The following is a 22,663-nucleotide window of genomic DNA, read 5'->3' as shown; positions in this document are numbered from 1 at the left end:
TGTTGTGTGTAATCGAGAGGGAAGGAAACATCGAAGTCGGAAACATCGTCAGGCACCTTGTTGAGAGCGGCAGGACGGGTCCGCCGAAGACGGACCCATACCATGTCACTCAGTGATCAAAGACGACTGCTTTGGAAAGCGGCTGCCGTCGAAGACGTGAGCCCTCTGGCCGAATGGCTTGCTGTAGGCCTTGCACAGGTAGCTGGCCATGTACACCGCTTCATTCATGGCCACCCAGTCATCCCGATGCAGGACGCAGGACCAGGGCTCTTTGGTGACCGGATCTTTGCAGACATGGATCAGTTGGTGGAAGCGTGGATCGTCTTGGGCGAACCCCATCGCTTTCAACCAGGAGCGCATCATGCGGTGGTAGAGATTGTTGAATGAGTAAACGTCGAACCCATCTGGACGGAACGTCCCCAGGCTGTCGTAGGCGTTTTTGTTGAGCATGATCATAAGATGGTAGTGGGGCTTGTCGCTGTTGACCTGCTCGCGGGCCCAGAGGTTGTGAAGCTGGGTGGGGTACTTGGTTTGCCTCTGCTTGAGCTCGTTGCGGAAATTGTCAAAGAACCGTGCCAGCACGGCGTTGGTCTCGTGCATGGGCAGGCGCGGCATCTCACTCGGGAAGTGGAGATCCGCACGAAAGACGAAGGTGGAGTGGTTGATCCATGTTACGGCATTGAGTGTCTTCAAGACTCGCTCCAGATAGTTCGCGACCAGTGGGTCATCCTTCCAATTCTGGACGTCGAAGCCACGATAGGTATCTTCGTAGTGAAGACGCAGCTTGTCGTTGAGCGGGTGACGAAGGGGATGATGTTGAGACATGAGGAGATACCTCGCTGTGGGAATGGTGAAAGATTCCGCAGCGATGGTCTTGTCGGTCGATAGAGGGATGATAGGGAACGGTAGGCGTTGACCTTAGCGTGATGCTGACGATCATTGAGATTCATCATCAGGCGTTCTCCAGACGCCTGTGAGGTCAATCCTAGAAGGTCATGTTTGATAGTGATTCCATAGGGAGTGGTCTGTGCGAGACCACTCCTTGGATGATCTATATCGATCCTGGATGGGCTTTCACAAGTGAGCCCATCATGGTCTTGTATCTATCCCTGTAGACCCTGTTAGGAGTCTAGTGAATCTCCCTATAATACTTACCCGTCAGTGACGCATGTCGGAACCCTAGGGAAACCCTATCCCTGGCCATGCCAATCGCCCCAGTTTTCTGACGAATGCGGTGTCACTCACTTTTCCGGGAAATTCCGTTATCGATTCGTACAAGACACCGTGACGTTCTGATGTCACGGTTTCGCTGCATCCCATCTCACAGCGCTGTAAAACATTACATCGTCTTTACTCGTCATCCTGGGACACATCGGATGGATGTTCTGAAACGTGCTCAGGAATCCGGCGGAGCCCGGAAAACCCGGCTTTTTCCCGTAGCTGACGTACACCTCGACGATGTTTTCGGTCTGATAGGAAAGATCTTTCCCGTTGTCGATTTAACCGAATCTCAAACCTGTACTACCTCCTTGAAGCCCCAGACGGATGGCTTCGTTCTCATGTCTTTCCCGATGGAGGAGGTAGTGCAAATGCCGATGTCATGTCCCAGCTGTGGCGCGTCGCGGTTGGTGTCGCGCCATCATGGTCGAAAGGTAGGTGGCACCACGGGTGCGGTGGCCGGCACCGCCAGTGGGGCGGCCGGCGCCTGGAGTGGTGCCGAGGCCGGCGCGTTGGTTGGCGCAGTAGGCGGTCCGGTAGGGGTCGCCGTCGGAAGCATCGCTGGCGCCGTCTTTGGTGGATTGGTCGGTGGCACGGCGGGCGGCGTCGCCGGGGCTCGCCTCGGCAGCGAGCTTGATAGCCAGGTGCTCGACAATCTCGAGTGCCGTGCCTGTGGCCACACCTTCCGCCCCCATGTCGATTGACCCCTCACGGTCCGTCTCTCGAGTCCATCGCTGATCGGCGATACCCACACGATTCTTTCTCTACTTGCTCACAGTCGGCCTGCTCCTAGGGGAGCGGGCCGTTATGCCGTGCTCGACATCCAAGGAGCTTTCCCCATGGCACATCTGATCGAACAAATGGCCTACGTCGGCGATACCCCCTGGCATGGCCTGGGCCAGCAGCTCTCCCGCCATCAGCCGTTGGAGGTCTGGCGGCAGCAGGCCGGCATGGACTGGCACATCGAGGAATCCCCGGTGCGCTTCATCACCGATGGTGCCGGCCATCTGGGCAGCATTCACTCATTCCCCGAGCAGAAGGTCCTCTATCGCTCCGATACCCGGGCCCCGCTGTCGGTGGTCTCTCAGCGTTACAAGGTGGTGCAACCGGAGGAGGTCCTGGAGTTCTACCGGGACCTCACGGAATACGCGGGTTATGAGCTTGAGACCGCCGGTGTGCTCAAAGGCGGGCGCAAGTTCTGGGCGTTGGCCAAGAGTGGCCTGGGCAGTGCTCTGAAGGGCCAGGATCAGGTCAACGACTACCTGCTGCTGGCCACCTCCTGCGACGGCTCCCTGGCCACCGTCGCCACCCCGACGTCCGTGCGGGTGGTCTGCAACAACACCCTGACCATCGCCGTGGACGGCACTTCGCAGGGCGTGAAGGTGCCTCACAGCACCGAGTTCCGTCCGCAGCTGGTCAAGCAGCAGTTGGGGATCTCCGTGTCGCAGTGGGACGACTTCATGTATCGCCTCAAGACCCTGGCCGAGCGAAAGGTCAGCCAGGAGGAAGCGAGGACCTACTTCCAGTCGGTGATCTGCAACGCCGAGGCGCCGCTGGACGATCCGTCCAAGCTACCCAACGTTCGCGCCCTCAATCGCGTCCAGAAGCTCTATCAGGGCGAGGGGCGCGGCTCCCAGCTGTGCACGGCGCAAGGCACCGCCTGGGGGCTGCTCAACGCGGTCACCGAGTACGTGGATCACGAGAAGCGCGCCCGCAGCAACGACTACCGCATGGACTCCGCCTGGTTTGGCCAGGGCGCAGGCCTCAAGGACAAGGCGCTGGAGTCCGCCCTTGCGCTGGTGGCCTGAACGGGGTTCTATGCTCTCTCTACCTCGCCTTTCCCCTACCACGGCATAGCGCCCGGCCCCACAAAGGCCGGGCGCTGCTGTTTCTGGAGGTGCTCATGTCATCGCGAATGACGCTCGAGATCTGCCACGCCCTGACTCAGTTGGCGCATCATCTGCTCAGACTGGTTTGGCTCAGCCAATGCAAGGCGCATGTCTTAAGAGATGGCTGGCACTTTGATCACCAGCATTTTTTCTAATTAAAGTTCGCGCGTGGGCAGCCGATATCTTAGAAGGTTGAGCCCTAACCTGTTGAGTGGGCTAGTGAAATCCAAGAATGGCTCAACCCCTAAGAGGAAGGATTCAGAAAAGGAGAATTCATATATGGAAAAGCGGTTTCTTTGGACATTGCTTGCCTTTGGGATCTTGAGTGGTCCGGTCTTGGCTGGCACGTATGAATGGACGAGTGGCTGGGCAATGGGGACGACGGAGTATGCGGTTGACGATGGCAACCGCAACAGCCTCCTTGTTTCATGCCCTGACTACCAGGATGGAAGCTCAACGGGCGGCTATATCAGTGCTACCGCTACGATTGAGGGAAAGAGCTATCACTCAGACACCCTGTCGGGAGGGGAAGGCTTTGACGTCATCATTGATGGCGAGGTTTACAATAATCCCTTCTATACCGACTGCCGTGTGTGTGGAGATCTCTTTCCCGAGTTTTGGCAAGCCCTTCGCCAAGCCAACAACCTCTACATCAGTGCTGGCGGCATCCGCTCTCGGTTGCCTACGAAAAATATCGAAAGCGTCATAGCACCGCTGGACAGCCCCCAAAACAGCTGCGTATCTGCCTGGTAGCTTCCAGCTTCCAGAAATGTTTCATCTTCAATGAGGTCATTACATGGAGTCACAAGGAAATCATAAGACGGCTAGTAATTCACCAGTATCTTCGCTTAGCCCTGCTATGGTGGGCTGGGGAATTGCCGCCATCATCGTCTCGTTCATAGTGCTGACATTCAATACATCTCCGATGGTATTGGGAGCCAGCTTTTTTGCGAAGCTTCTGGCGGGTGTGCTGGGAGCCTTGTTTGGCGTGGTGGGCGCCCTGCTCGGGGATATGCTTCGTCGATTCGTCCACCCTGATATGGTATTCACTAGCGGCGGCTTCTTCAGCCTACTCGGCATCAAGCTCTTCTGGCTGGTGGGACCACAGCTTATTGGACTCGGCATTGGGGTGGCATTGGGCTGTGCTCTGGTGCTGGGCTAGAGGGTGATGGCAATGAGATTTTCAGCCCCCACTTTGCTGGGCTTATCCCTGCTTAGTGTATTTTCCGTAGTTGGATGCTCGAATGAAAGCTCAGAGCTTAAAGGCGAGTTTCTTTCTGGATGCCTTCAGGGAGGCACCAGCAAAGCCATCTGTACATGTACCTATGACAAACTCGAAAGCCATTACAGTGATGAAGAGCTACAGATGATGACGGTCAATCCCCGTCAAGAAGCCGTCGAGGACATGACGCGGTTCGTCATCAGCGCGGCACGTGAGTGTCGTGTGGAGGGATAACAAAAAAATTCCTTATCTTTCATCATCTTTCCCTGAAAAGCCCGGCCTTCATGGTCGGGCTTTTCTTTTATGGAAACCCGCCATGAGATCACATCGACCAACTCTTTCTCTATGTCAGTTGATGACCCAGCTGACGCGTCAGTTGCTGGAGGCTGGCGAGCGAGCGACCGAGACCCACGTGCTGGCCAAGGGCCAGGTCTATCGCGTGGCCGTGTCTCTGGAGCCGGTCCCGGCCGAGGAGCTCACAGACGTCATCCAACGCTATCGATAACGGAGGCCATCATGGCAACCCCCATTCATCCCAAGACCGCCAACCAGGCACCGGTCGCACAGGCCACCCAGGACAGCACCGCGATCATCCAGGTCATCGAGCGGGCCGCTCTCAACCCCGAGGTCGATATCGACAAGATGGAGCGTCTGCTTCAGATGCAGGAGCGTGTGCTCGACCGCCAGGCGCTGATGGCCTACAGCGCCGCGATGGCGGCCATGCAGACCGAACTGCCGAGCATCGCCGAGCGCGGCAAGACCAACAACGGTCACTACGCCACTCTGGAGGACATCGTCGATACCGTGCGCCCGATCATGAAGAAACACGGCTTCGCGGTGAGCTTCCGCATTCAGACCCAGGAACGCGGCATCCAGGTCACCGGCGTGCTGATGCACCAGGACGGCCATCGGGAAGAGACCAGCATGCTGCTGCCGGCCGACACCAGCGGCAGCAAGAATGCTGTTCAAGCCTTTGGCTCCTCGACCAGCTACGGCAAGCGCTACGTGCTGTGTGCCCTGCTCAACATCACCACCCGCGGCCAGGACGACAACGGTCACGCCGCCGCCCCGGTCAAGCTCGTCACCCCCTTCCAGGCCGGGCAGATCCGGCAGCTGATCGCCGCCTGCCCTCCGGCGACCCAGGAGTGGTTCGTCGGCAAGTACGGCGACGCCGAGCAGGTGCCGCGCGGCGACTTCGACAGATTGCGGGCCTCCCTGCAGAAGCGGGCGCAATCCAACCATCAACATCACTGACCGGTCGGCGAGGGCCTCCCCTCGCTGGTCTATGCCGTGTCATCGAGAAGGAGAACGTCATGCAGATCCTGACACTGGACCAGGGCACGCCCGAGTGGCATGCCGCCCGGCTCGGCATCATCACCATGTCCGAGCTGAAAACGTTGCTGGTCAAAGGCAAGGGGCCGGGAGGCTTCGGTACCGGTGCGATGAGCTACATGCATCAGCTGATCGGCGAGCGCATCACCGGCGAGCCGTCCGACGCCTTCCAGGGCAACGCTCACACCCAGCGCGGCCATGAACTGGAGCCGGTAGCCCGCGAGCTCTACCAAGAGGCCACCGGCCTGTCCCGCCTGGAGCAGGTCGGCATCATCCTCAACCACGGCGTGGGCTACTCGCCCGACTGCCTGGTGGACAGCAACGGCCTGGTCGAGATCAAGACCAAGCTGCCCAAGTACCAGATCGAGCTACTGCTGGCCGATGAGCTGCCCCAGGAGCATGTAGCGCAGTGCCAAGGCGGGCTGTGGGTCAGCGAGCGTGAGTGGATCGACTTCGTCAGCTACTGGCCAGGCATGCCGCTGTTCGTGAAGCGCGCCTACCGGGACGAGGTGATGATCCGCACCATCGCCGAGCGCGTCGAGGCCTTCTACGAGGAGCTGGAGCGCCGCATGGCCATGGTCATGGCGGCCTGAGGAGCAACATCATGAACCACCGCAAGCTGAGTGCCGGCGAGACCGCCGGCACCTATCGCATCACCGACACGGTGACTGAATCGGAGCTCTTGAGCATCGCCAAGGCATTCGCTCGTCGTCGGCTGGCCAGGGGGCGCAAAATCACCCAGCCGGCGCTGGCGTTCGAGTACTTGCAGGTGCTGCTGCAGGACTACGAGCACGAGGTGTTCAGTGCTGTCTTCCTCGACAGCCAACACCGCGTGATCCGCTTCGAGGAGCTGTTTCGCGGCACCATCGACTCGGCCAGCGTATATCCGAGAGAGGTGGTTAAGCAGGCCCTGGCCTCCAACGCTGCTGCAGTCATTCTGGTTCACAATCACCCTTCTGGCGACCCTGAACCCAGCGACGCCGATCGGCGTATCACCCAGCGCCTGCAAGAGGCGCTGGGCCTGATCGATGTGCGGGTCATCGATCACGTCGTGGTGGCTCACGATGGCTGTATCTCGTTTGCTGAGCGGGGATGGCTATAAAAGCAGCGCGCGGCAGACCGTCAAGGTCGATAGTGCGTCTCAGGGCCAATTGACCTACTTGTCTCGCTACCTGCCTCATGTCCGCCCGACTCGGCGGTCTGAGGCGGGTAGCTGGATCGTGATGAGTTTTATTTTTTTACATTTCAGCAGGATAGAGTGAGCTGAGGAGCCCGGTAAACGCAGAAATAGGAATGAAGAAGAGAGCTCTCTCCCGGCTGGAGCCTGATGTGCAGCATTGCAGCACCGCCAGCCCAGCCGGGAGGTCAGTGCCATGTGCCAAAAGCGAATCGGCTAACCACCCAAACCAACAAAACAAGCTCAGAATCTGCTAGATTCCGCTTAACAAGGTTCATCAAGGACAAAGCATGGAAGACCGGTGGCTTTCCGTCGATGAGATCGGCGAGTACCTGGGCGTCAAGCGCGACACCATCTATCGGTGGATCTCGGAGCGTGATATGCCGGCGCACCGCATCGGCAGGCTCTGGAAGTTCAAACGCGATGAGGTAGATGGCTGGGTCCGCAATGGCGGGGCCTATGAGGGTGGTAAGCCGAATGCATGACCAAACCACTCTCGAGAGTATGGGGTTCATGATCCGCCAGGGCGGCGTACACGTGTCCCGCACCATCATGCTTGATGAGCTGACTACACTTTTCGGCCAAGTGGAAGCCGATGCGCCACCAGCAGCCTACCAAGCGGCGGTGCGTGACCATAACTGCCTGGCCAAGCGCTCCGGCCGCACTCGTCAGCTAACGGCTCGGCATCTGGCTGAGCTCTACGGGCTCGATCCCGCCAACCCGGTTCATGCTGGTCTGCGCTTCTTCTGGTCACGCGACGTAGCGGCTCGCCCACAGCTGGCCCTGCTCGCGGCTGTCGCGCGTGACAGCCTACTCCGTGACACCATGCCGGCGGTTCTGGCCAAGTCTCCTGGCGAGCCTGTGTCCCGAGAATGGCTTGAGGAGAAGATTGAAGCTCTCTGGCCTGAGCGGTTCAGCCCGGCGACACGGAAGTCCGTGGCGCAAAACATCAACAGCAGCCTTACCAAGTCTGGTCACCTCAAGGGCCGCGTAAACAAGGTACGCACCCAATTGCAGCCTGCGATAGGCGCTGCCGCCTACGCACTCTATCTTGCCTGGTTACAGGGCGGCAGGGGAGAGCTGCTGCTGCAAAGCCCCTACTGTCGGGTCTTAGATGTTGGCAGTGATCGGCTGCTGGAGTTGGCCGCCCAGGCCTCGGCGAGGGGATGGATGGTCATGCGGCGCGTCGATAACGTGGTGGATGTCGACTTCCCGGCGCTAGCCCCAGTTGCCGCGAGCGCCATGCAAGCCGGCAAGGATGCCGCCTTCAACAAGGAGCTCCCTCATGAGCAAGGTTAAACGCCTGATCGAATCCTACGGTCGTTTCATTGCCCTACCGTGGCGGGATGACGCTGCTGCTGCTCAGCGGGTCGTCTTCTGCGTCTACCCAGAGACTGAGGAGCTACGCCTTCGCGCCAATCTGGGTGAGCTCGAGCTTGTCACCCGGCAGCAAGGCCATGACTGGATGCCCTTCGACCTGACCGACACCTTTGCCCAGTGGATGGCCGAACAGAAATACGCCAAAGGCTACTTTAGGTCCCCAGCAAAGCTCGCTACTGTCATCCATCGTTACTTGGATTGGTTAGAGACGAGGTTCACCGCAGAGCTAAGCAGCGAGGGGGTGGGCGATCACCACGTCGTCGCGCTCTATGGTGTCGGCAGCCTCTTTGGGTTGCTGAAGGTCAAGGAAGTCGTCGACCGCTTGGCTCCCCATGTGCCAGGCAGGTTGGTGGTGCTCTTCCCGGGCAGCTTCGAGAACAACAACTACCGGTTGCTGGACGGCTACGACGGGTGGAACTATCTCGCCACCCCGATCACCGCCGACGGTGCCCGGTAAGCCGCACGAACATTTTTTGAACGCAGTACGCTATCGCAGGGGAAAGGACGCATGCGCAATCGCGATATTTATGCCAAGGATCCGTCACATCAGCATTTGGTGAACGAGGGGGTGGCGTATGTCAACGACGACACCAGCAGCCGCGCCCAGGCCGTGCTTCGCTATGAACTGGAGACCTTCGTCTGCGATGGCCAGTACGCCAGGGGCATGCAGGATATCCTCGACACTTACCTCCGCAACCTGAGTAGTGGTACTTCCCAGCAGCCGGGGGTATGGATCAGCGGCTTCTTTGGCTCGGGCAAGTCGCACATGGCCAAGATGCTGCGCAACCTGTGGGAAGACGTGGCTTTCGATGACGGTGCGACCGCCCGGGGCCTGGTCCACCTGCCCCAGGAGATTCAGGACCTGTTCAAGGAGCTCTCTACCCAGGGCAAACGTCACGGCGGCCTGTTCGCCGCTTCCGGCACCCTTGGGGCCAGCTCTCGCGACAAGAGCGTTCGCCTGGCGCTGCTCTCGGTGATCTTCCGCGCCGCTGGCTTACCGCAGCAGTACCCCGTGGCTCGCTTCGTCATGTGGCTGCGCGACGAGGGCATCTTCGACCAAGTACGCGACGATGTCATCAGTCGCGGTGACGACTGGCAGGAAGAGCTCGACAACTTCTACGTCGCCGAGTCGCTTCATGAAGCGCTGGCTAAGGCCAAGCCAAGGGTCTTCGGTAGCGTTGAGTCCTTCACCGAGACCCTCAGCCACCTCTATCCCCACGTCAACGACGTCAGCAGCGACGAAATGCTCAAAGCCATCCGTCAGGCGCTCAGCCAGGATGGCAAGATGCCGCTGACCCTGGTGGTGCTGGACGAGGTACAACAGTACATCGGCACCGACGGCCAGCGATCTATCGACGTACAGGAGGCGGTAGAGGCCTGCTGCAAGGAGATCGGTAGTCGACTGATGTTCATCGGCACAGGCCAAACGGCCATTACCGGGACCAGCAACCTCGCGCGTCTGCAGGGTCGCTTTACCACCCGCATCGAACTCTCGGACGCGGACGTGGATGCGGTGATCCGGCAGGTCGTCCTGGCCAAGAAGCCAGAGGCCAAGGGGCCGGTCAAAGAGGTGATGGAAGACAACGTGGGGGAGATCTCTCGCCATCTCTCCGAGACCTCCATCGCTCACCGCCAGGAGGACACCCACCACTTCGCCCAGGATTACCCGATCCTGCCGGTGCGCCGCCGCTTCTGGGACGCCGCCCTGCGCGTACTCGACCAGACAGGCACCGATAGTCAGCTGCGTAACCAGCTGAGCATGATCCACAAGGCGATTCAGACCAACCTGGATGAGCCGCTGGGTAACATCATCCCGGGTGATTACCTGTTCTTCGATGCCACCGACAAACTGCTACAGTTCCGCATGCTGCCGCGAAAGCTGCACGACGCCACCCAGCAATGGCGGAACGGCAGTGATGATGAGCGTTTGATGGCTCGTGCCTGTGCGGTCGTGTTCTTGATCAACAAGGTCGCCAGTACCAACACCGAACTCGGCCTGAAACCCACGCTGAGCAATATTGCCGACCTGCTGGTCGATGACCTCAAGGCCGGCAGTAGCTCGCTGCGCAGTCGCTTGCCTGGGTTACTCGATGCGTGTGAGTTCATCATCAAGGTGGGCGACGAGTACCGCATCCAGACCGAAGAGAGCGCCGCCTGGAATGACGCCTTCCTGAGCCACAAAAGCACGCTCGGCAATGCGACCCACCAGATCGAGACCGAGCGCGACGACCTGATTCATAAGCACTTTGCCAAGCAGGTGGGCAACCTGTCGTTGCCCCATGGTGAGGCCAAGGTGCCGCGGCCGTTGTCCCCTGTGTTCGACACGACGCTACCCAATGACGCGAATGAAAAGCTGTATGTCTGGGTGCGTAACGGCTGGTCCGACGATATCAGTCAAGTACGCGCCGATGCCCGCCAGGCCGGGTCTGAGTCGCCGACGCTGTTCGTTTTCATTCCCAAGCGCTCTGCCGATGAATTGCGCAACCAGCTGATCGAATTCAGGGCGGCTGCGGCAACACTGGAAACCCGCGGCACGCCAGGCACTCCTGAAGGTCAGGAAGCCCAGGCAGCTATGCAGACCACCCGTGATGCCGCCCAACGGCGTATCCGCGAGCTGCTGGATGAAGCCTTCAACGGCGCCCAGGTCTTCCAGGGCGGTGGCAACGAGATCGTTGGTGCCACCCTGCGTGACGCCATCCTGGAAGGTGCCGAGAACGCCTTGGCTCGTTTGCATCCGAAGTTTCAGCAGGCCGACCATGCCAGCTGGGACAAGGTATACACCAAGGCCAAGCAGGGGGCTCCCGACGCTCTTAAAGCCATTGGCTTTGATGGCGAGCCCCAGAATCACCCGGTCTGTAAGGCCATCCTCAGCTATCTGGGTAACGGGAAGAAAGGCAGCGAGATCCGCGATCACTTCGAGCATGGTGAGTATGGTTGGCCTCAGGACGCCGTGGATGGCGCCCTTCAGGCACTGTTAGTGGCCGGGCAGATTCGTACCGCCGACGGCGTGGCGCCGCAGGAGCTCGACCGTCGTGCCATCGGTAAGACCGACTTCCGGATGGAGGCCACCACCATCTCCGCCGGTGAGCGCATCAAGATCCGTAAGGTGATGCAGAAGCTCGGTGTCCATGCCAAGTCCGGCGAGGAGTCCGCCAAGGCGCCCGAGTTCGTGGAAGCGCTCCGCACCCTGGCGGAACGTGCCGGAGGCGGGGCCCCATTGCCTGCGCCGCCACAGTCCGAGGCCCTGGAAGCTGTGCGGTTGAGTAGTGGCAACGACCAACTCAAGGCGATCGTCACCAACCAGGAAGCGCTGCTGGCTGCCATCGATGACTGGCAGGCCATCGCCGACAAGATTACCCAGCGCCGCCCTGCCTGGGCAACGCTTACCCGTCTAGCCGACCATGCCAAGAGCCTTCAGGACGCAGCACCGCTGCTCGCTCAGGTCGAACAGATTCGTGAGCATCGCTCGCTGCTGGATGACCCTGACCCCGTCCAGCCGCTGCTGTCCAACCTGACCCAACAGTTCCGTGAGACCTTCAACGAACTGCAGCAGCGCTACGAAGCAGAGCATGCTAGCGGTATGCAGCGTCTGGACGCGGATGACAACTGGCAGCAGCTCTCACCCGACGAGCGACATGACCTGCTGGCAAGCAAGCGCCTGACGGCCGCCCATGCCCCCGATATCGCGCTTGGCTCGACCGAGGAAGTGCTTGAGACGTTGAGTCATGTTCGGCCCGATGCGCTGGCCGATCGTATCGCCGCGCTGTCTAGCCGCTTCGACGAGGTGCTGGTGGCGGCTGCCGAGGCCATGGAGCCTGCAATCCAGTTCGTCGACCTGCCGCGTCGGACCCTCAAGAGCGACGCCGACATCGACGCCTGGCTGGAAGAAGCTCGACAGCAGCTCCATGAGGCGCTGGAAAAGGGCCCCGTCATCACGCAGTCACCCGGCTGATTCCTGTCGTCAGCCACTGATGCAAGAATCATCGCATGCACGTGAGCATCCATTTTTTGTCCGTTATTTCATGCTCGCGTGCAACGGAAACGCCTACGCAAGGAATCGGCATGCAGCCACTCGATAAGACGCTCCGCAACCAGCTCGACCGTACCATCCGCAAGGCTCGTCCGGTCGCCGAACAGGCTGCCGAAGCTGCCCTTGAGCAGCTTGGTGTCGGAGAGGAGAGCCCGCCCAGTTACCTCGGTGAAGATCAGCGTGGCCTGCGCCGCCGGCTGCGGGCCCATGCCCGTAGCCTTGGTGACCCGCTCAAGGATGGCGCCCAGGCGGTCACCCGGCTGATCGGTGAGATCGCCTACGAACACTGGCACCGCATGCTGTTCGCTCGCTTTTTGGCCGAGAACGACTTGCTGATGTATGACGGCGTGGCCGTCACCCTGGAGGAGTGCGAAGAGTTGGCGGAAGAGGAGGGCCAACCCAGCGGCTGGGCCCTGGCCGCCGGGCTGGCCAGCACCATGCTGCCCCAGGTGTTCCGCGTCGACAGCCCGGTATTCGAGCTGACACTGGCCGCCGAGTACCAGCGCGACCTGGAGGGCTTACTGATTGATTTGCCCTTGGAGGTATTCCAAGCCAGCGACAGCCTGGGGTGGGTCTATCAGTTCTGGCAGACCGATAACAAGGAGCGCATCAACCGCTCCGAGGTGAAGATCGGCGCTGACGAGCTGCCCGCGGTGACGCAGCTCTTCACCGAGCCCTATATGGTCAACTTCCTGTTGGATAACAGCCTGGGCGCCTGGTGGGCCGCCCGGCGCCTCTCGGAAACCGACCTGGCCAGTGCCGAAAGCGAGCAGGCGCTGCGCGACAAGGCCAGCCTGCCCGGCGTGCCACTGGAGTACCTGCGCTTCGTTAAGGACGAGGAGACCGGAAACTGGACACCTGCCGCCGGCACCTTCGAGGCCTGGCCCCAGAGCCTCGCCGAGCTCAAGACCCTGGACCCCTGTTGCGGCAGCGGCCACTTCCTGGTCGCCGCCCTGCTAATGCTGGTTCCCATGCGCATGGAGCTGGAGGGCTTGAGCGCCCGCGAGGCCGTGGACGCGGTACTGCGCGACAACCTGCACGGCCTGGAGATCGACCAGCGCTGCGTGGAGCTTGCTGCCTTTGCCCTGGCCCTTACCGCCTGGCGCTACCCCGGTACCGGCGGCTACCGCAAACTGCCCGAGCTGCATCTTGCCTGCTCCGGCCTTGCGATCAATGCAAAAAAAAGTGAGTGGCTGGACTTGGCCGGGAACGACACTAATTTAGGAATCGCTCTTGAAAAGCTTTATAAACAGTTCAAAGACGCACCAATTCTGGGAAGCTTGATCAATCCTGAGGCAAGCTTGGGCAACGAAACACTGTTTAAGCAAAAGTGGGAAGAAGTTGGGCCAATAATTTCTAAGGTATTGGCGGATGAGAGAGATGAAGAGCGCTCTGAGGTAGGTGTTGTTGCAAAGGGGGTGGCGAAATCTGCTGTTCTCCTCTCCCAAAAATACGACCTAGCCCTAACAAACGTTCCTTATTTAGGGGTTTCAAAGCACCACCCTAGACTCATCGAGTTTATTGAAAAACACTATTCGACAGGTAAATATGACTTGGCAATGGCTTTTATCGAAAGGATCAGGGAGTGGATAAAGCCAAATGGTAGTTATGCAGTAGTTTCGCTCGGCGAGTGGCTCTACTTAGGGCCCTACATGCAATATCGAGAAAACTATCTAGAAAAGCACAAGCCTCTTCTTGTGTTGCGCTTAGGATGGAATGCCTTTTCAACACCGATACGGGCAAACCCTGCTCTGATAATCTCCCAAGCTGGAAATGAAAAGGAAAGCTCGTTCTCACTTTCAGACTACTCAGCAAATAAAAAAATACAAGATAATGTTAGATCAACGGTTTCTGGCTCAATCAGCCAAGTCGATATAGCGCAGATTAGAAAAAACCCTGACATGCGCTTTATAAACCCAGAGAGTTCGGAGCGTGATTTACTAGTTAAATTTGCTGATGCGAGAAGCGGCCTACATGCTGGCGACCTTTATCAGTTTTTCAAGATGTTTTGGGAAGTTGAAAACCTGAGCTGGATCTGGGAGCCCGTTCAAACGGCTGTTAATGAAACGGCTAACTTTTCTGGCAAAGAACAAATTATCCGTTGGGAAAATGAGAATGGCTCACTTGCAGCTCTTGCTGAGAGTGTAAAGCATCTTAACCATGCTGCTCAAAACTGGAGGGCCGGCAAACCATTCTGGGGGAAGCATGGGATCGTCGTTGGGCTTATGGGAAAAGCAGCATGCGCCATTTACTCAGGTCAACGCTACGATGTAAACAGCAGCGCTGTTATTCCAAAAAATAAATCCAATCTGCCTGCACTTTGGGTTTTTTGTGAATCTGGAGATTTCAGCAAGCAAGTCCGTCTTCTTGATAATTCATTAAAATTGGCGCCCAAAACACTTCTTAAAGTTTCCTTTGATCTTGACCATTGGACCAAGGTAGCTGAACAAAAATACCCTCACGGTCTCCCTGAGCCCTATACAGACGACCCCACCCAGTGGATCTTCCACGGTCACCCCTGCGGCTCGGTAATCTGGGACGAGAAGGCCAAATGGACCGCCCAAGGCCCGCTGCGCACCGACGATACCGTGCTGCAGGTGGCCGTAGCCCGGCTCCTGGGCTACCGCTGGCCGGCAGAGCTGGACCCGGAGATGGAGTTGGCCGAGGAGCAGCGCGAGTGGGTCAACCGGTGCGAGGCACTGCTCAGCCATGCCGATCGCGACGGCATCGTTTGCCTGCCCGCCGTGCGCGGAGAGCGCCGTGCCGTGGATCGCCTAGAGACGCTGCTGGCTGACGCCTACGGCGATCAGTGGTCCGCCACCACCCGCAGCAAGCTACTGGAGAGCGTCGACCATGCCGGCAAGGACCTGGAGAGCTGGCTGCGCGACAAGTTCTTCGCGCAGCACTGCAAGTTGTTCCAGAACCGACCATTCATCTGGCACATCTGGGACGGCCTCAAGGACGGCTTCTCGGCGCTGGTGAACTATCACAAGCTCGACTACAAGGCCCTGGAAACCCTCACCTACACCTATCTGGGCGACTGGATCACCCAGCAGAAGAAGCAGATCGGTGAAGGCATCGACGGCGCCGAGGCTCGCCTGGCCGCCGCGGAGGCACTGCAGAAAAGCTTGGAGCTGATCCTCGAAGGCGAGGAGCCTTACGACATCTTCGTGCGTTGGAAACCCCTGGAAGAGCAGCCCATAGGCTGGCACCCCGACCTCAACGACGGCGTGCGCCTCAATATTCGCCCCTTCATGTCCGTGCCCGACGTCAAGAAGAAAGGCGCGGGTGTGCTCGTCCACAAGCCCAACATCCACTGGAAGAAGGACCGCGGCAAGGATGTGGAGTCCGCCCCCTGGTATAACCTTGGCCCTCAGCTGGGCGGCGCCAAGGGCGACCGGATCAACGACTACCACCTCACGTTGGCGTCGAAGAAAGCTGCGAGCAAGCAAGCAGAGGGAAAATGACCATGACAGCGACTTACACCGGTGCCAAGTTCTGGAAGTGCGCGCTACAGGTCAACCCCTATCGCTATGCGGAAACATACCGCAGTCAATCCCATGGCTTGTCTGAAGAGGCGTACAACCAGCAACTGATCGATACATGCCTGGAAGAAGGGATCAAAATTCTTGGTATTGCGGACCACGGAAGCGTTGAGGATGTCGAAGCCATTCGCCGTGCGGCTGAACCCCACGGCATAGTGGTATTTCCTGGCTTCGAGATCGCCTCCAGCGAGCAGGCTCATTTTGTATGTCTGTTCCCGGAAAACATGGACCTCCGCGATCTCCATGGTCAGATGACTGTGGGGCTTGGTATCAATACTCAAAATCCGGAGGCCCCTGTCCACAAGGCTGCTCAGGAGATCTTGCAAAAAGTTAGAAGCTTAGGCGGCTTTGCTTTTGCTGCACACGCTACCAATGATGATGGTGTTCTCAAGCAGCGCTTGCATAATGTTTGGCGATTATCTGACCTCACTGCAGCACAGATTCCAGGCCCAGTTGAAGGCCTCAAGAAGACCGAAAGCGGATTCTTTTATAAGGTCGTTAGGAATAAGGAAGAAAACTACAAAAGAGAAAAGCCTTTAGCCGTGATCAATTCACGTGACATCGAAACACCGGAAACGCTAAGGCACCCGAGCGCATCTTGTCTAGTCAAGATGACAAAACCTTGCTTTGCATCGTTCAAGCAAGCGTTTCTCGATCCGGACTCCCGCATCCGACTCAACTCAGATGCACCACAGCATCACGCTTCGTCAATAGAAAGGATCAAGGTCGTGGGCGGCTATTTAAACGGCCTGGACATAGTGTTGGCTGACCATCTCAATGCCGTTATCGGTGGAAGAGGCTCGGGGAAGTCAACCTTAATCGAGTGCATTCGCTTTGCACTTTCTGTTCAGCCTTTAGGCAGGAGTGCTCTAAAGCAGCACAAAGCCACAATTGAGGAAAACCTGGGCAAGGAAAAAGCTCAGGTGTTTTTAACAGTACGCTCATCGACCATGCATGGCAGGCGATTTACCGTATCACGCCGTCACGGTGACAGTTCAGTCGTCAAGGATGAAAGCGGTACAATTGTGCCGTTTACACCCAGCGAACTTCTTCCCCGTTTTGAGTGTTTTGGACAGAACGAGATTTATGAGATTACACAAGAAGTAAATGATCAACGGCGTCTTCTTGCCAGATTCCTTCAGTCATCGGATAGTGATCATGAAGCGAGGCTCACCGGAATCCGGAAAGAGCTGGCAGAAATCCGTCAGTCCATTGTTAAAGCGAATCAGCAAAAGGCAGAAATCGAGGCTGATGTCGAGCAGCTTCCCAAGCTGGAGGCAAAAGCGGAACATTATAAGTCACTCGGCCTTGAAGAAAAGCTAAAAATAGTTCCTTTTCTGGAAAAAGAGCAGCAGCTTAGCACAAAGGCAAAAGAGGATGTCAGCCGAATTTACGATGCTATCGAATACGCACGAGAAGGGTTGCCCGATAGCACTTTCCTTAGCGATAACGCACTAGCTAATCTACCAGATGCCGGCATCCTGCGTCAGCAACGCGCAACCTTGGATAAGCTACGCGAAAGCGTCGAGCGGCTGCTCGAAGAAGCCATCAATTCAGCCCGTCTCGCTCAAGGTGAACACCAAGCACTTGAGGCTGCGCTGCTGGAAAAAGTCCAGCAGCAAGAGGTTGATTTGGAAAAGCACTTCAAGCAAATTCCTGAAAGCCAAGGTAAGTCTGGCCGGGAGATTGGCAACGACTACAAAAGTATTCTGCAGGCGATTGAGCGAATTCAACCAAAGCAAGCCAAGCTGCAACAGCGCCAGGCACATCTGGATGCACTGTGGAGCGAGCGACAGGGCCTGTTGGCTGCACTCGGTGATACGCTTAGCGAACGCGCTTCCACCCTCAAACAAGCTCTGAAACGGCTGCAAAGAAAGCTCAAGGGGAAGCTACGCCTTGACATGAAGGTTGAAGGAGACCGGAAGCCTCTTTTGGACTTCTTGAAGAATTGCAATCTTGAAGGCATCGGTGAGAAGCGCTTGGCATGGGTGCTGGAGTGCGATGCCTCTCCTGTTCGCTTAGCCAATATCATTCGAAATGGGCGAGACTCTTTGCTTGAGCAGGATTGGGGGGTAGTGCCTACGGCCGCCGATGCCTTAGCCCGGCTTCCAGAAAGTAAGCTTCTGGAGCTAGAAGAGCTTTCTCTTCCGGATCACGTTACTATCGAGCTAAATGTGGCCCATGACGATGCTCAAGAGCAATATAAGCCGCTAGAGCGTCTCTCTACTGGCCAGCAATGTACAGCGATCCTGCACTTGTTGTTGCTCGATAACCAGGACCCGCTCATTCTTGACCAGCCTGAAGACAACCTCGATAACGCTTTTATTGCCGAACGTATCGTCGCGGAACTACGCAAGGCAAAGCTCGATCGCCAATTCCTCTTTGCCACGCACAATGCCAATATCCCGGTTTTCGGTGACGCAGAGTGGATTGGCGTCTTTGCGGCAGATGATGATCAGGCAACGATTCCTGAGCAGCACCAAGGAGCCATTGACCTTCCGGAGATACAGAGGCTGTCGGCAGATATCCTCGAAGGCGGAAGAAACGCTTTTGACCAACGACGACTAAAGTATGGTTTTTAACTACAGTTAACCGCCCTACGTGTCACGGCATAAGATTTTTAGGGAACCTTAGATGCTCAAATCACTGAAAATCCAAGGCGTAGGGCCTGCGCCCAAGATGACGTTGGACTTCGGCTCGCGGCTCAATCTGCTGACCGGCGATAACGGACTTGGCAAGAGCTTCCTGCTGGATATCGCCTGGTGGGCGCTGACGCGTAAGTGGCCGGCGCAGATCAACCCCAAACTGACGTCGGGCAATATGGCACGGCCCACAAAAGGTGAAGGGAAGATCACTTTTGAGTTCACCGGCAAGGCCAAGGCCGAGCACTACACCAGCACCTTCAAGCCCAAGGTCCAGGATTGGACGGGGCGGCCAGGTCGCCCCTCCAACCCTGGTCTGGTGCTCTATGCCATGTCCGATGGGAGCTTTGCCGTCTGGGATCCGGCGCGCAACTACTGGATAGCGCACAAGAATCTGGATACCCAGGAACGACAGCCCGCCTATGTCTTCAGCCCGGCGGAGGTCTGGGACGGCCTGCGTACTGATGATGAAAAATGGCTAAGTAACGGCCTGATCCGTGACTGGGCAAGTTGGCAGAAGGAGAATGGTCAGGCCTTCCAGCAGTTGAAAAAGGTGCTGGAAGTGCTCTCGCCTTCTCCCGAAGAACTTCTGACCCCTGGCGAGCTGACACGCGTGAGCCTGGATGACGTTAGGGACATCCCGACGGTGCGCATGCCTTATCAGCAAGATGTGCCGGTCATTTATGCCTCGTCAGGAATGCGTCGCATCATGGCCTTGGCCTATTTCCTGGTCTGGGCATGGCAGGAGCATCGTCAAGCCGCAAAGCTGCTCCAGCAACCTGAGGCCCATCAGGTCATCTTCCTGATTGATGAGGTGGAGTCTCATCTGCACCCGAGCTGGCAACGCAAGATCGTGCCGGCTCTGCTGAATCTGATGGATAGCCTGGCGCAGGAGGCTGAGACTCAGCTGATCACCGCGACTCACTCTCCGCTGATCATGGCCTCTGTCGAGCCCTGGTTCGATCATCAACAAGATGCCTGGTTTGACTTGGATATCTGTCAGGACAAAGAAAACCAGGTGCCACAGGTGAAGCTGACGCGGCGTGAGTTTATCCGACGCGGGGATGCCAGCCGCTGGCTGACCAGCGAGGCCTTCGATCTGGCCAGTGCACGCTCTGAAGAGGCCGAGCAGACGCTGAACGACGCCTCCGAGGCTCTCAAACGCGAGGACTTGAGTAAGAACGAAGCCGTGGAGCTGGATAAGCGGCTACGCGAGGTGCTCGGCGACACCGACCCCTTCTGGATGCGCTGGCGGTTTGTGGCGGAGCAGAAGGGGTGGCTGGAATGATTCATGTCGTGCCTCAGCCGGAACCTGCAGAATTCGATGGGCGCGTGAGGCAGCGTGGCCGTGCCTGGCTACAGGAGCGCGGTTGGCTCCGGCCTCAGCCATTGCCTGCCGGCAAGAGCCGGGAGCTCCCGACCTATTGGCGAGAGTGCCTGACTGACCTGCATGAGCGCTATGGTGGCATCTGCGCCTATCTCTGTGTGTATATCGAGCGGGTTACCGGCGGCGCAACGGTGGACCACTTCGTGGCTAAGTCGCCGCGGCCGGACCTGGCCTACGAATGGGATAACTATCGCCTAGCCTGTTCGGTGATGAACAGCCGCAAGGGCGAGGTTAACAAGGTGCTTGATCCCTTGCAGGTAGAAGACGGCTGGTTCCGGCTGGAGCTGGTCAGCGGCGACATCTATCCCTCACCTGAACTGGATGGAGCCCGTCGCCAACGGGTCGATGACACCATTGCCCAGTTAAGGTTGGACGATCCGGGTAACTGCGAAATGCGAGCCAGACACTTTCAGGGTTTTGTAGAAGGCGATTACACTGCCGAGTTTTTGCGCAAACGCTCTCCCTTTGTGTTCCAGGAAGCCATGCGACAAGGACTGCTGACATGACCCCGCTGGATCAGCTTAAGCAAACCATTCGTAGCGCTGCCGCTTACAACCCGGACGTGCAGGCCGCTCCAGCCTGCATCCTGTGGCCTGACCGTGAGCGGCTGTGGGAGCCGGTGATCACTCAGATCCAGGCAGATCTACCTGAGCTCCTTGTATTAGGAGACTACGCTCCTGAGAAGCGCAGTGGCCCGGCCATCTGGCTGCGCTGCGCCATTGCCGGCACCCTCGAGGGCATGACATACGACCCTGAGACGTCACCGATTCTCTATCTGCCTGGAGTAGGCCGCCAGGATCTGCGTGCCGTCAGCGAGTGCCCGGAAGCGCTCAAGCCATTGGCCGAACTGCAGTATCGGGGCGTGATCTGGTCCCAGGTGAATGCCAAGGACTGGACGCCGCTGGCGTTTCTTTCCTCCCAACAGGGTGGCCTGGATCTCGATATCGCCAGGGATAGCGCCACTCGCCAGGCACTTCTCGCCGCGCTGCCTCGTTTGCTCAAAGAGGCGATAACCGAGCTGCAGAGCCGCCACCTGGATGCTGATGCTTTCAACACTCTGCTGACCGGTGGCGATCCGGTGCGCGACCTACTGGACTGGCTCAATCAGCCCGAGGCCATGAAGGACGGTGTGTCCAGTCACGAATGGCGAGCCTTCTGCCAGGTGTGCCACTCCCGTTTTGGCATCCATCCTGAGCGGCACAGCGTGTTGGAAGCTTTGGAAAAGCTGACCCAGCGCCAGGGTAACTGGAAGACGGTGTGGCTGCGCTTCACCGAGGCGCCTCATCGTTATCCTCAGCTGATCGAGCAACTTCGCCGGCTCACGCCGCCTGATCTGGGGCTTTTCCCCGACCCGGAAGAGATGGCGGTCTGGCCTCAGCTCAATCAGCAAGAGGAGGAGAGGCTTTATCATGCGTTGTGTGAGCTGAACAACAAGCCGGCCCACCAGGCGCGCGAGCGGCTCGAGGTGCTGGAGAGTGAGCACTGCATGCGTCGCGACTGGGTATGGGCCGACCTGGGGGAAAGCCCACTGGCCATGGCTCTGGCGCCGCTTGCCGTTCTGGCAAAAGTCACTCAGCGCAGCCTAGCGGGGGGGCAGGCCGAGGATATGCGCAAGTTTTACGCTTGCGAGGGGTGGAAGGCCGATGATGCAGTGCTCCGTGCCTTGGCCGAAGTGACCGGCCAGCGCGAGCAGGAAGCCATCTTCACGGCGATTCGTAGCGTCTATCATCGCTGGGCCGATGAAGCCGCCCGCCACCTGCAGCAAGTCTGGAGGCCGGGCGTGGATGGTCTCAAGCGTGGTGAAGGCTCGTCCCATGCGCGACAGGGGGAGTGCGTGCTGTTCGTGGATGGTCTGCGTCTGGATTGCGGCAAACGGCTGGCTCAGCGGCTTTCCAGGCGAGGATTGGAGATCCAGGAGCACACTACCTGGGCCGCGCTGCCTAGTGTGACGGGTACCGGTAAGTATGCGGTCGCGCCGATCCTTGGTAGCGACGCCATCCATGAAGAGCCGGAGGGCTATCAGTTCACCCCGATTACCCATCACCTGTTCAAGAAGCTGTTACGCGATCATGGCTGGCAGGTGTTGGAGCGCCGTCAGGTAGAGCAGCTGCACAAGGAGACGCTGGATACCTCTAAGCCTGCCTGGTGCGAGTTTGGTGATATCGACCATGCAGGACACGAACGCGGCTGGAAGCTCGCGCAGCACGTAGATGACATGCTGGCGGAAGTGGCAGAGCGCATCCAAGCCCTGTTGGCTCAGGGATGGCACCAGGTGCGGGTGGTGACAGATCATGGCTGGCTACTGCTGCCAGGGGAGCTGTCCAAGACCGAACTGCCGGCCAGCCTGGCAGACACCAAATGGGGTCGCTGTGCGGCGCTCAAACAGGGGGCTCATACCGAAGCGGCCCGTTTCCCCTGGTACTGGAATGAACAGGTGCATTTCGCTTTGGCGGAGAGCATTGATTGCTTCAAGGCGGGGGAAACCTATACCCATGGCGGCTTGAGCCTGCAGGAGTGCGTGACGCCGGAGCTGGTGGTTACTGGTACGGCTGGCCCCAAGCCTACCGTGGTGATCGACGACCTGGTCTGGAAAGGCTTCCGCTGTACACTGGCTGTAGAGGGTGACAGTGACGGACTGACCCTGGATTTACGCCGACATGCCGCGGATCCAGCTAGCAGCTTGGTGTTGTCCCCCAAGCCCTTCAAGGCAGGAGGTAAGTCATCGGTGGTGGTCGACGATGACGACCTCGAGGGCGCGGCAGCCCAGGTCGTCATTCTGGATAGCGCCGGGCAGATCATCGCCCAGCGCTCCACCACCATCGGCGGTGATGACTGACAAGG

General features: G+C 58.4%; 18 protein-coding genes. 17 read left to right on the top strand and 1 reads right to left on the bottom strand.

Features of this window, described 5'->3' with window-relative positions; translation table 11 throughout:
• Positions 1–105 precede the first annotated feature (105 nt).
• The gene (locus C9J49_RS09555; RefSeq protein ID WP_107181363.1) at positions 106–825 is read right to left on the bottom strand and encodes an inovirus-type Gp2 protein; all 720 of its coding nucleotides are present in this window, start codon (positions 823–825) and stop codon (positions 106–108) included.
• Between the two features lie 551 nt (positions 826–1,376).
• Between C9J49_RS09555 and C9J49_RS17335 the strand changes: the two genes are divergently transcribed.
• The 17 genes from C9J49_RS17335 to pglZ all read left to right on the top strand — a co-directional run bounded on the left by C9J49_RS17335 (position 1,377) and on the right by pglZ (position 22,658).
• Positions 1,377–1,922 carry a hypothetical protein gene (locus C9J49_RS17335; RefSeq protein ID WP_258393862.1) on the top strand — a complete coding sequence of 182 codons (546 nt, stop codon included), beginning with the start codon at positions 1,377–1,379 and terminating at the stop codon, positions 1,920–1,922.
• Between the two features lie 135 nt (positions 1,923–2,057).
• Positions 2,058–3,026, top strand: coding sequence for a DUF932 domain-containing protein (locus C9J49_RS09545; RefSeq protein WP_107181362.1), 969 nt, complete (start codon positions 2,058–2,060; stop codon positions 3,024–3,026).
• A gap of 360 nt (positions 3,027–3,386) precedes the next feature.
• A complete protein-coding gene (locus C9J49_RS09540; RefSeq protein WP_107181361.1) occupies positions 3,387–3,860 on the top strand; it encodes a hypothetical protein in 474 nt (157 codons plus the stop codon).
• Between the two features lie 43 nt (positions 3,861–3,903).
• The gene (locus C9J49_RS09535) at positions 3,904–4,269 is read left to right on the top strand and encodes a hypothetical protein (protein ID WP_220084857.1); all 366 of its coding nucleotides are present in this window, start codon (positions 3,904–3,906) and stop codon (positions 4,267–4,269) included.
• 415 nt (positions 4,270–4,684) lie between these two features.
• A complete protein-coding gene (locus C9J49_RS17170; protein WP_181454276.1) occupies positions 4,685–4,834 on the top strand; it encodes a hypothetical protein in 150 nt (49 codons plus the stop codon).
• An 11-nt stretch (positions 4,835–4,845) separates the two neighbouring features.
• Positions 4,846–5,583, top strand: a complete 738-nt coding sequence (locus tag C9J49_RS09530) for an ERF family protein (protein ID WP_107181359.1) — start codon at positions 4,846–4,848, stop codon at positions 5,581–5,583.
• Positions 5,584–5,642: 59 nt separating this feature from the next.
• Complete coding sequence (locus C9J49_RS09525) at positions 5,643–6,254, top strand: lambda exonuclease family protein (protein ID WP_107181358.1); 612 nt, start codon at positions 5,643–5,645, stop codon at positions 6,252–6,254.
• An 11-nt stretch (positions 6,255–6,265) separates the two neighbouring features.
• Complete coding sequence (gene radC / locus C9J49_RS09520; protein ID WP_107181357.1) at positions 6,266–6,763, top strand: DNA repair protein RadC; 498 nt, start codon at positions 6,266–6,268, stop codon at positions 6,761–6,763.
• A gap of 365 nt (positions 6,764–7,128) precedes the next feature.
• Positions 7,129–7,323: a helix-turn-helix domain-containing protein gene (locus tag C9J49_RS09515; RefSeq protein ID WP_107181356.1), complete on the top strand. Its 195-nt coding sequence runs from the start codon at positions 7,129–7,131 to the stop codon at positions 7,321–7,323.
• The gene (locus tag C9J49_RS09510; protein ID WP_181454275.1) at positions 7,316–8,137 is read left to right on the top strand and encodes a hypothetical protein; all 822 of its coding nucleotides are present in this window, start codon (positions 7,316–7,318) and stop codon (positions 8,135–8,137) included. Before C9J49_RS09515 ends, C9J49_RS09510 begins: the two co-directional genes overlap by 8 nt.
• Positions 8,124–8,675: a BREX protein BrxB domain-containing protein gene (locus C9J49_RS09505; protein ID WP_107181355.1), complete on the top strand. Its 552-nt coding sequence runs from the start codon at positions 8,124–8,126 to the stop codon at positions 8,673–8,675. The genes C9J49_RS09510 and C9J49_RS09505 overlap by 14 nt, the downstream gene beginning before the upstream one ends.
• Before the next feature lie 51 nt (positions 8,676–8,726).
• The gene (gene brxC, locus C9J49_RS09500; RefSeq protein WP_107181354.1) at positions 8,727–12,170 is read left to right on the top strand and encodes a BREX system P-loop protein BrxC; all 3,444 of its coding nucleotides are present in this window, start codon (positions 8,727–8,729) and stop codon (positions 12,168–12,170) included.
• A gap of 110 nt (positions 12,171–12,280) precedes the next feature.
• The gene (locus C9J49_RS09495) at positions 12,281–15,715 is read left to right on the top strand and encodes an Eco57I restriction-modification methylase domain-containing protein (protein ID WP_107181353.1); all 3,435 of its coding nucleotides are present in this window, start codon (positions 12,281–12,283) and stop codon (positions 15,713–15,715) included.
• 2 nt (positions 15,716–15,717) lie between these two features.
• Positions 15,718–18,375 carry a TrlF family AAA-like ATPase gene (locus tag C9J49_RS09490; RefSeq protein WP_181454274.1) on the top strand — a complete coding sequence of 886 codons (2,658 nt, stop codon included), beginning with the start codon at positions 15,718–15,720 and terminating at the stop codon, positions 18,373–18,375.
• Positions 18,376–18,427: 52 nt separating this feature from the next.
• Positions 18,428–19,723 (top strand): AAA family ATPase, encoded by a 1,296-nt coding sequence (locus tag C9J49_RS09485; protein WP_107181351.1) that lies wholly within the window; start codon positions 18,428–18,430, stop codon positions 19,721–19,723.
• Complete coding sequence (locus tag C9J49_RS09480; protein WP_107181350.1) at positions 19,720–20,328, top strand: hypothetical protein; 609 nt, start codon at positions 19,720–19,722, stop codon at positions 20,326–20,328. Before C9J49_RS09485 ends, C9J49_RS09480 begins: the two co-directional genes overlap by 4 nt.
• A complete protein-coding gene (gene pglZ, locus C9J49_RS09475; protein ID WP_107181349.1) occupies positions 20,325–22,658 on the top strand; it encodes a BREX-1 system phosphatase PglZ type B in 2,334 nt (777 codons plus the stop codon). The genes C9J49_RS09480 and pglZ overlap by 4 nt, the downstream gene beginning before the upstream one ends.
• Positions 22,659–22,663 lie beyond the last annotated feature (5 nt).

The organism is Halomonas sp. SL1 (genome assembly GCF_003030865.2).
Taxonomy (GTDB): domain Bacteria; phylum Pseudomonadota; class Gammaproteobacteria; order Pseudomonadales; family Halomonadaceae; genus Halomonas; species Halomonas halophila.
This window is presented reverse-complemented; position numbering and strand designations above follow the sequence as displayed.

Bases quoted from the DNA above. Each gene is read 5' to 3' on its own strand.
- C9J49_RS09485 (WP_107181351.1), top strand. From the start codon at position 18,428: ATGCTCAAATCACTGAAAATCCAAGGCGTAGGGCCTGCGCCCAAGATG.
- C9J49_RS09495 (WP_107181353.1), top strand. From the start codon at position 12,281: ATGCAGCCACTCGATAAGACGCTCCGCAACCAGCTCGACCGTACCATC.
- C9J49_RS09545 (WP_107181362.1), top strand. From the start codon at position 2,058: ATGGCACATCTGATCGAACAAATGGCCTACGTCGGCGATACCCCCTGG.
- brxC (WP_107181354.1), top strand. From the start codon at position 8,727: ATGCGCAATCGCGATATTTATGCCAAGGATCCGTCACATCAGCATTTG.
- radC (WP_107181357.1), top strand. From the start codon at position 6,266: ATGAACCACCGCAAGCTGAGTGCCGGCGAGACCGCCGGCACCTATCGC.
- C9J49_RS09525 (WP_107181358.1), top strand. From the start codon at position 5,643: ATGCAGATCCTGACACTGGACCAGGGCACGCCCGAGTGGCATGCCGCC.
- C9J49_RS09510 (WP_181454275.1), top strand. From the start codon at position 7,316: ATGCATGACCAAACCACTCTCGAGAGTATGGGGTTCATGATCCGCCAG.
- C9J49_RS09530 (WP_107181359.1), top strand. From the start codon at position 4,846: ATGGCAACCCCCATTCATCCCAAGACCGCCAACCAGGCACCGGTCGCA.
- pglZ (WP_107181349.1), top strand. From the start codon at position 20,325: ATGACCCCGCTGGATCAGCTTAAGCAAACCATTCGTAGCGCTGCCGCT.
- C9J49_RS09540 (WP_107181361.1), top strand. From the start codon at position 3,387: ATGGAAAAGCGGTTTCTTTGGACATTGCTTGCCTTTGGGATCTTGAGT.
- C9J49_RS09480 (WP_107181350.1), top strand. From the start codon at position 19,720: ATGATTCATGTCGTGCCTCAGCCGGAACCTGCAGAATTCGATGGGCGC.
- C9J49_RS09555 (WP_107181363.1), bottom strand. From the start codon at position 825: ATGTCTCAACATCATCCCCTTCGTCACCCGCTCAACGACAAGCTGCGT.
- C9J49_RS09505 (WP_107181355.1), top strand. From the start codon at position 8,124: ATGAGCAAGGTTAAACGCCTGATCGAATCCTACGGTCGTTTCATTGCC.
- C9J49_RS09490 (WP_181454274.1), top strand. From the start codon at position 15,718: ATGACAGCGACTTACACCGGTGCCAAGTTCTGGAAGTGCGCGCTACAG.
- C9J49_RS17170 (WP_181454276.1), top strand. From the start codon at position 4,685: ATGACCCAGCTGACGCGTCAGTTGCTGGAGGCTGGCGAGCGAGCGACC.
- C9J49_RS09535 (WP_220084857.1), top strand. From the start codon at position 3,904: ATGGAGTCACAAGGAAATCATAAGACGGCTAGTAATTCACCAGTATCT.
- C9J49_RS09515 (WP_107181356.1), top strand. From the start codon at position 7,129: ATGGAAGACCGGTGGCTTTCCGTCGATGAGATCGGCGAGTACCTGGGC.
- C9J49_RS17335 (WP_258393862.1), top strand. From the start codon at position 1,377: ATGGATGTTCTGAAACGTGCTCAGGAATCCGGCGGAGCCCGGAAAACC.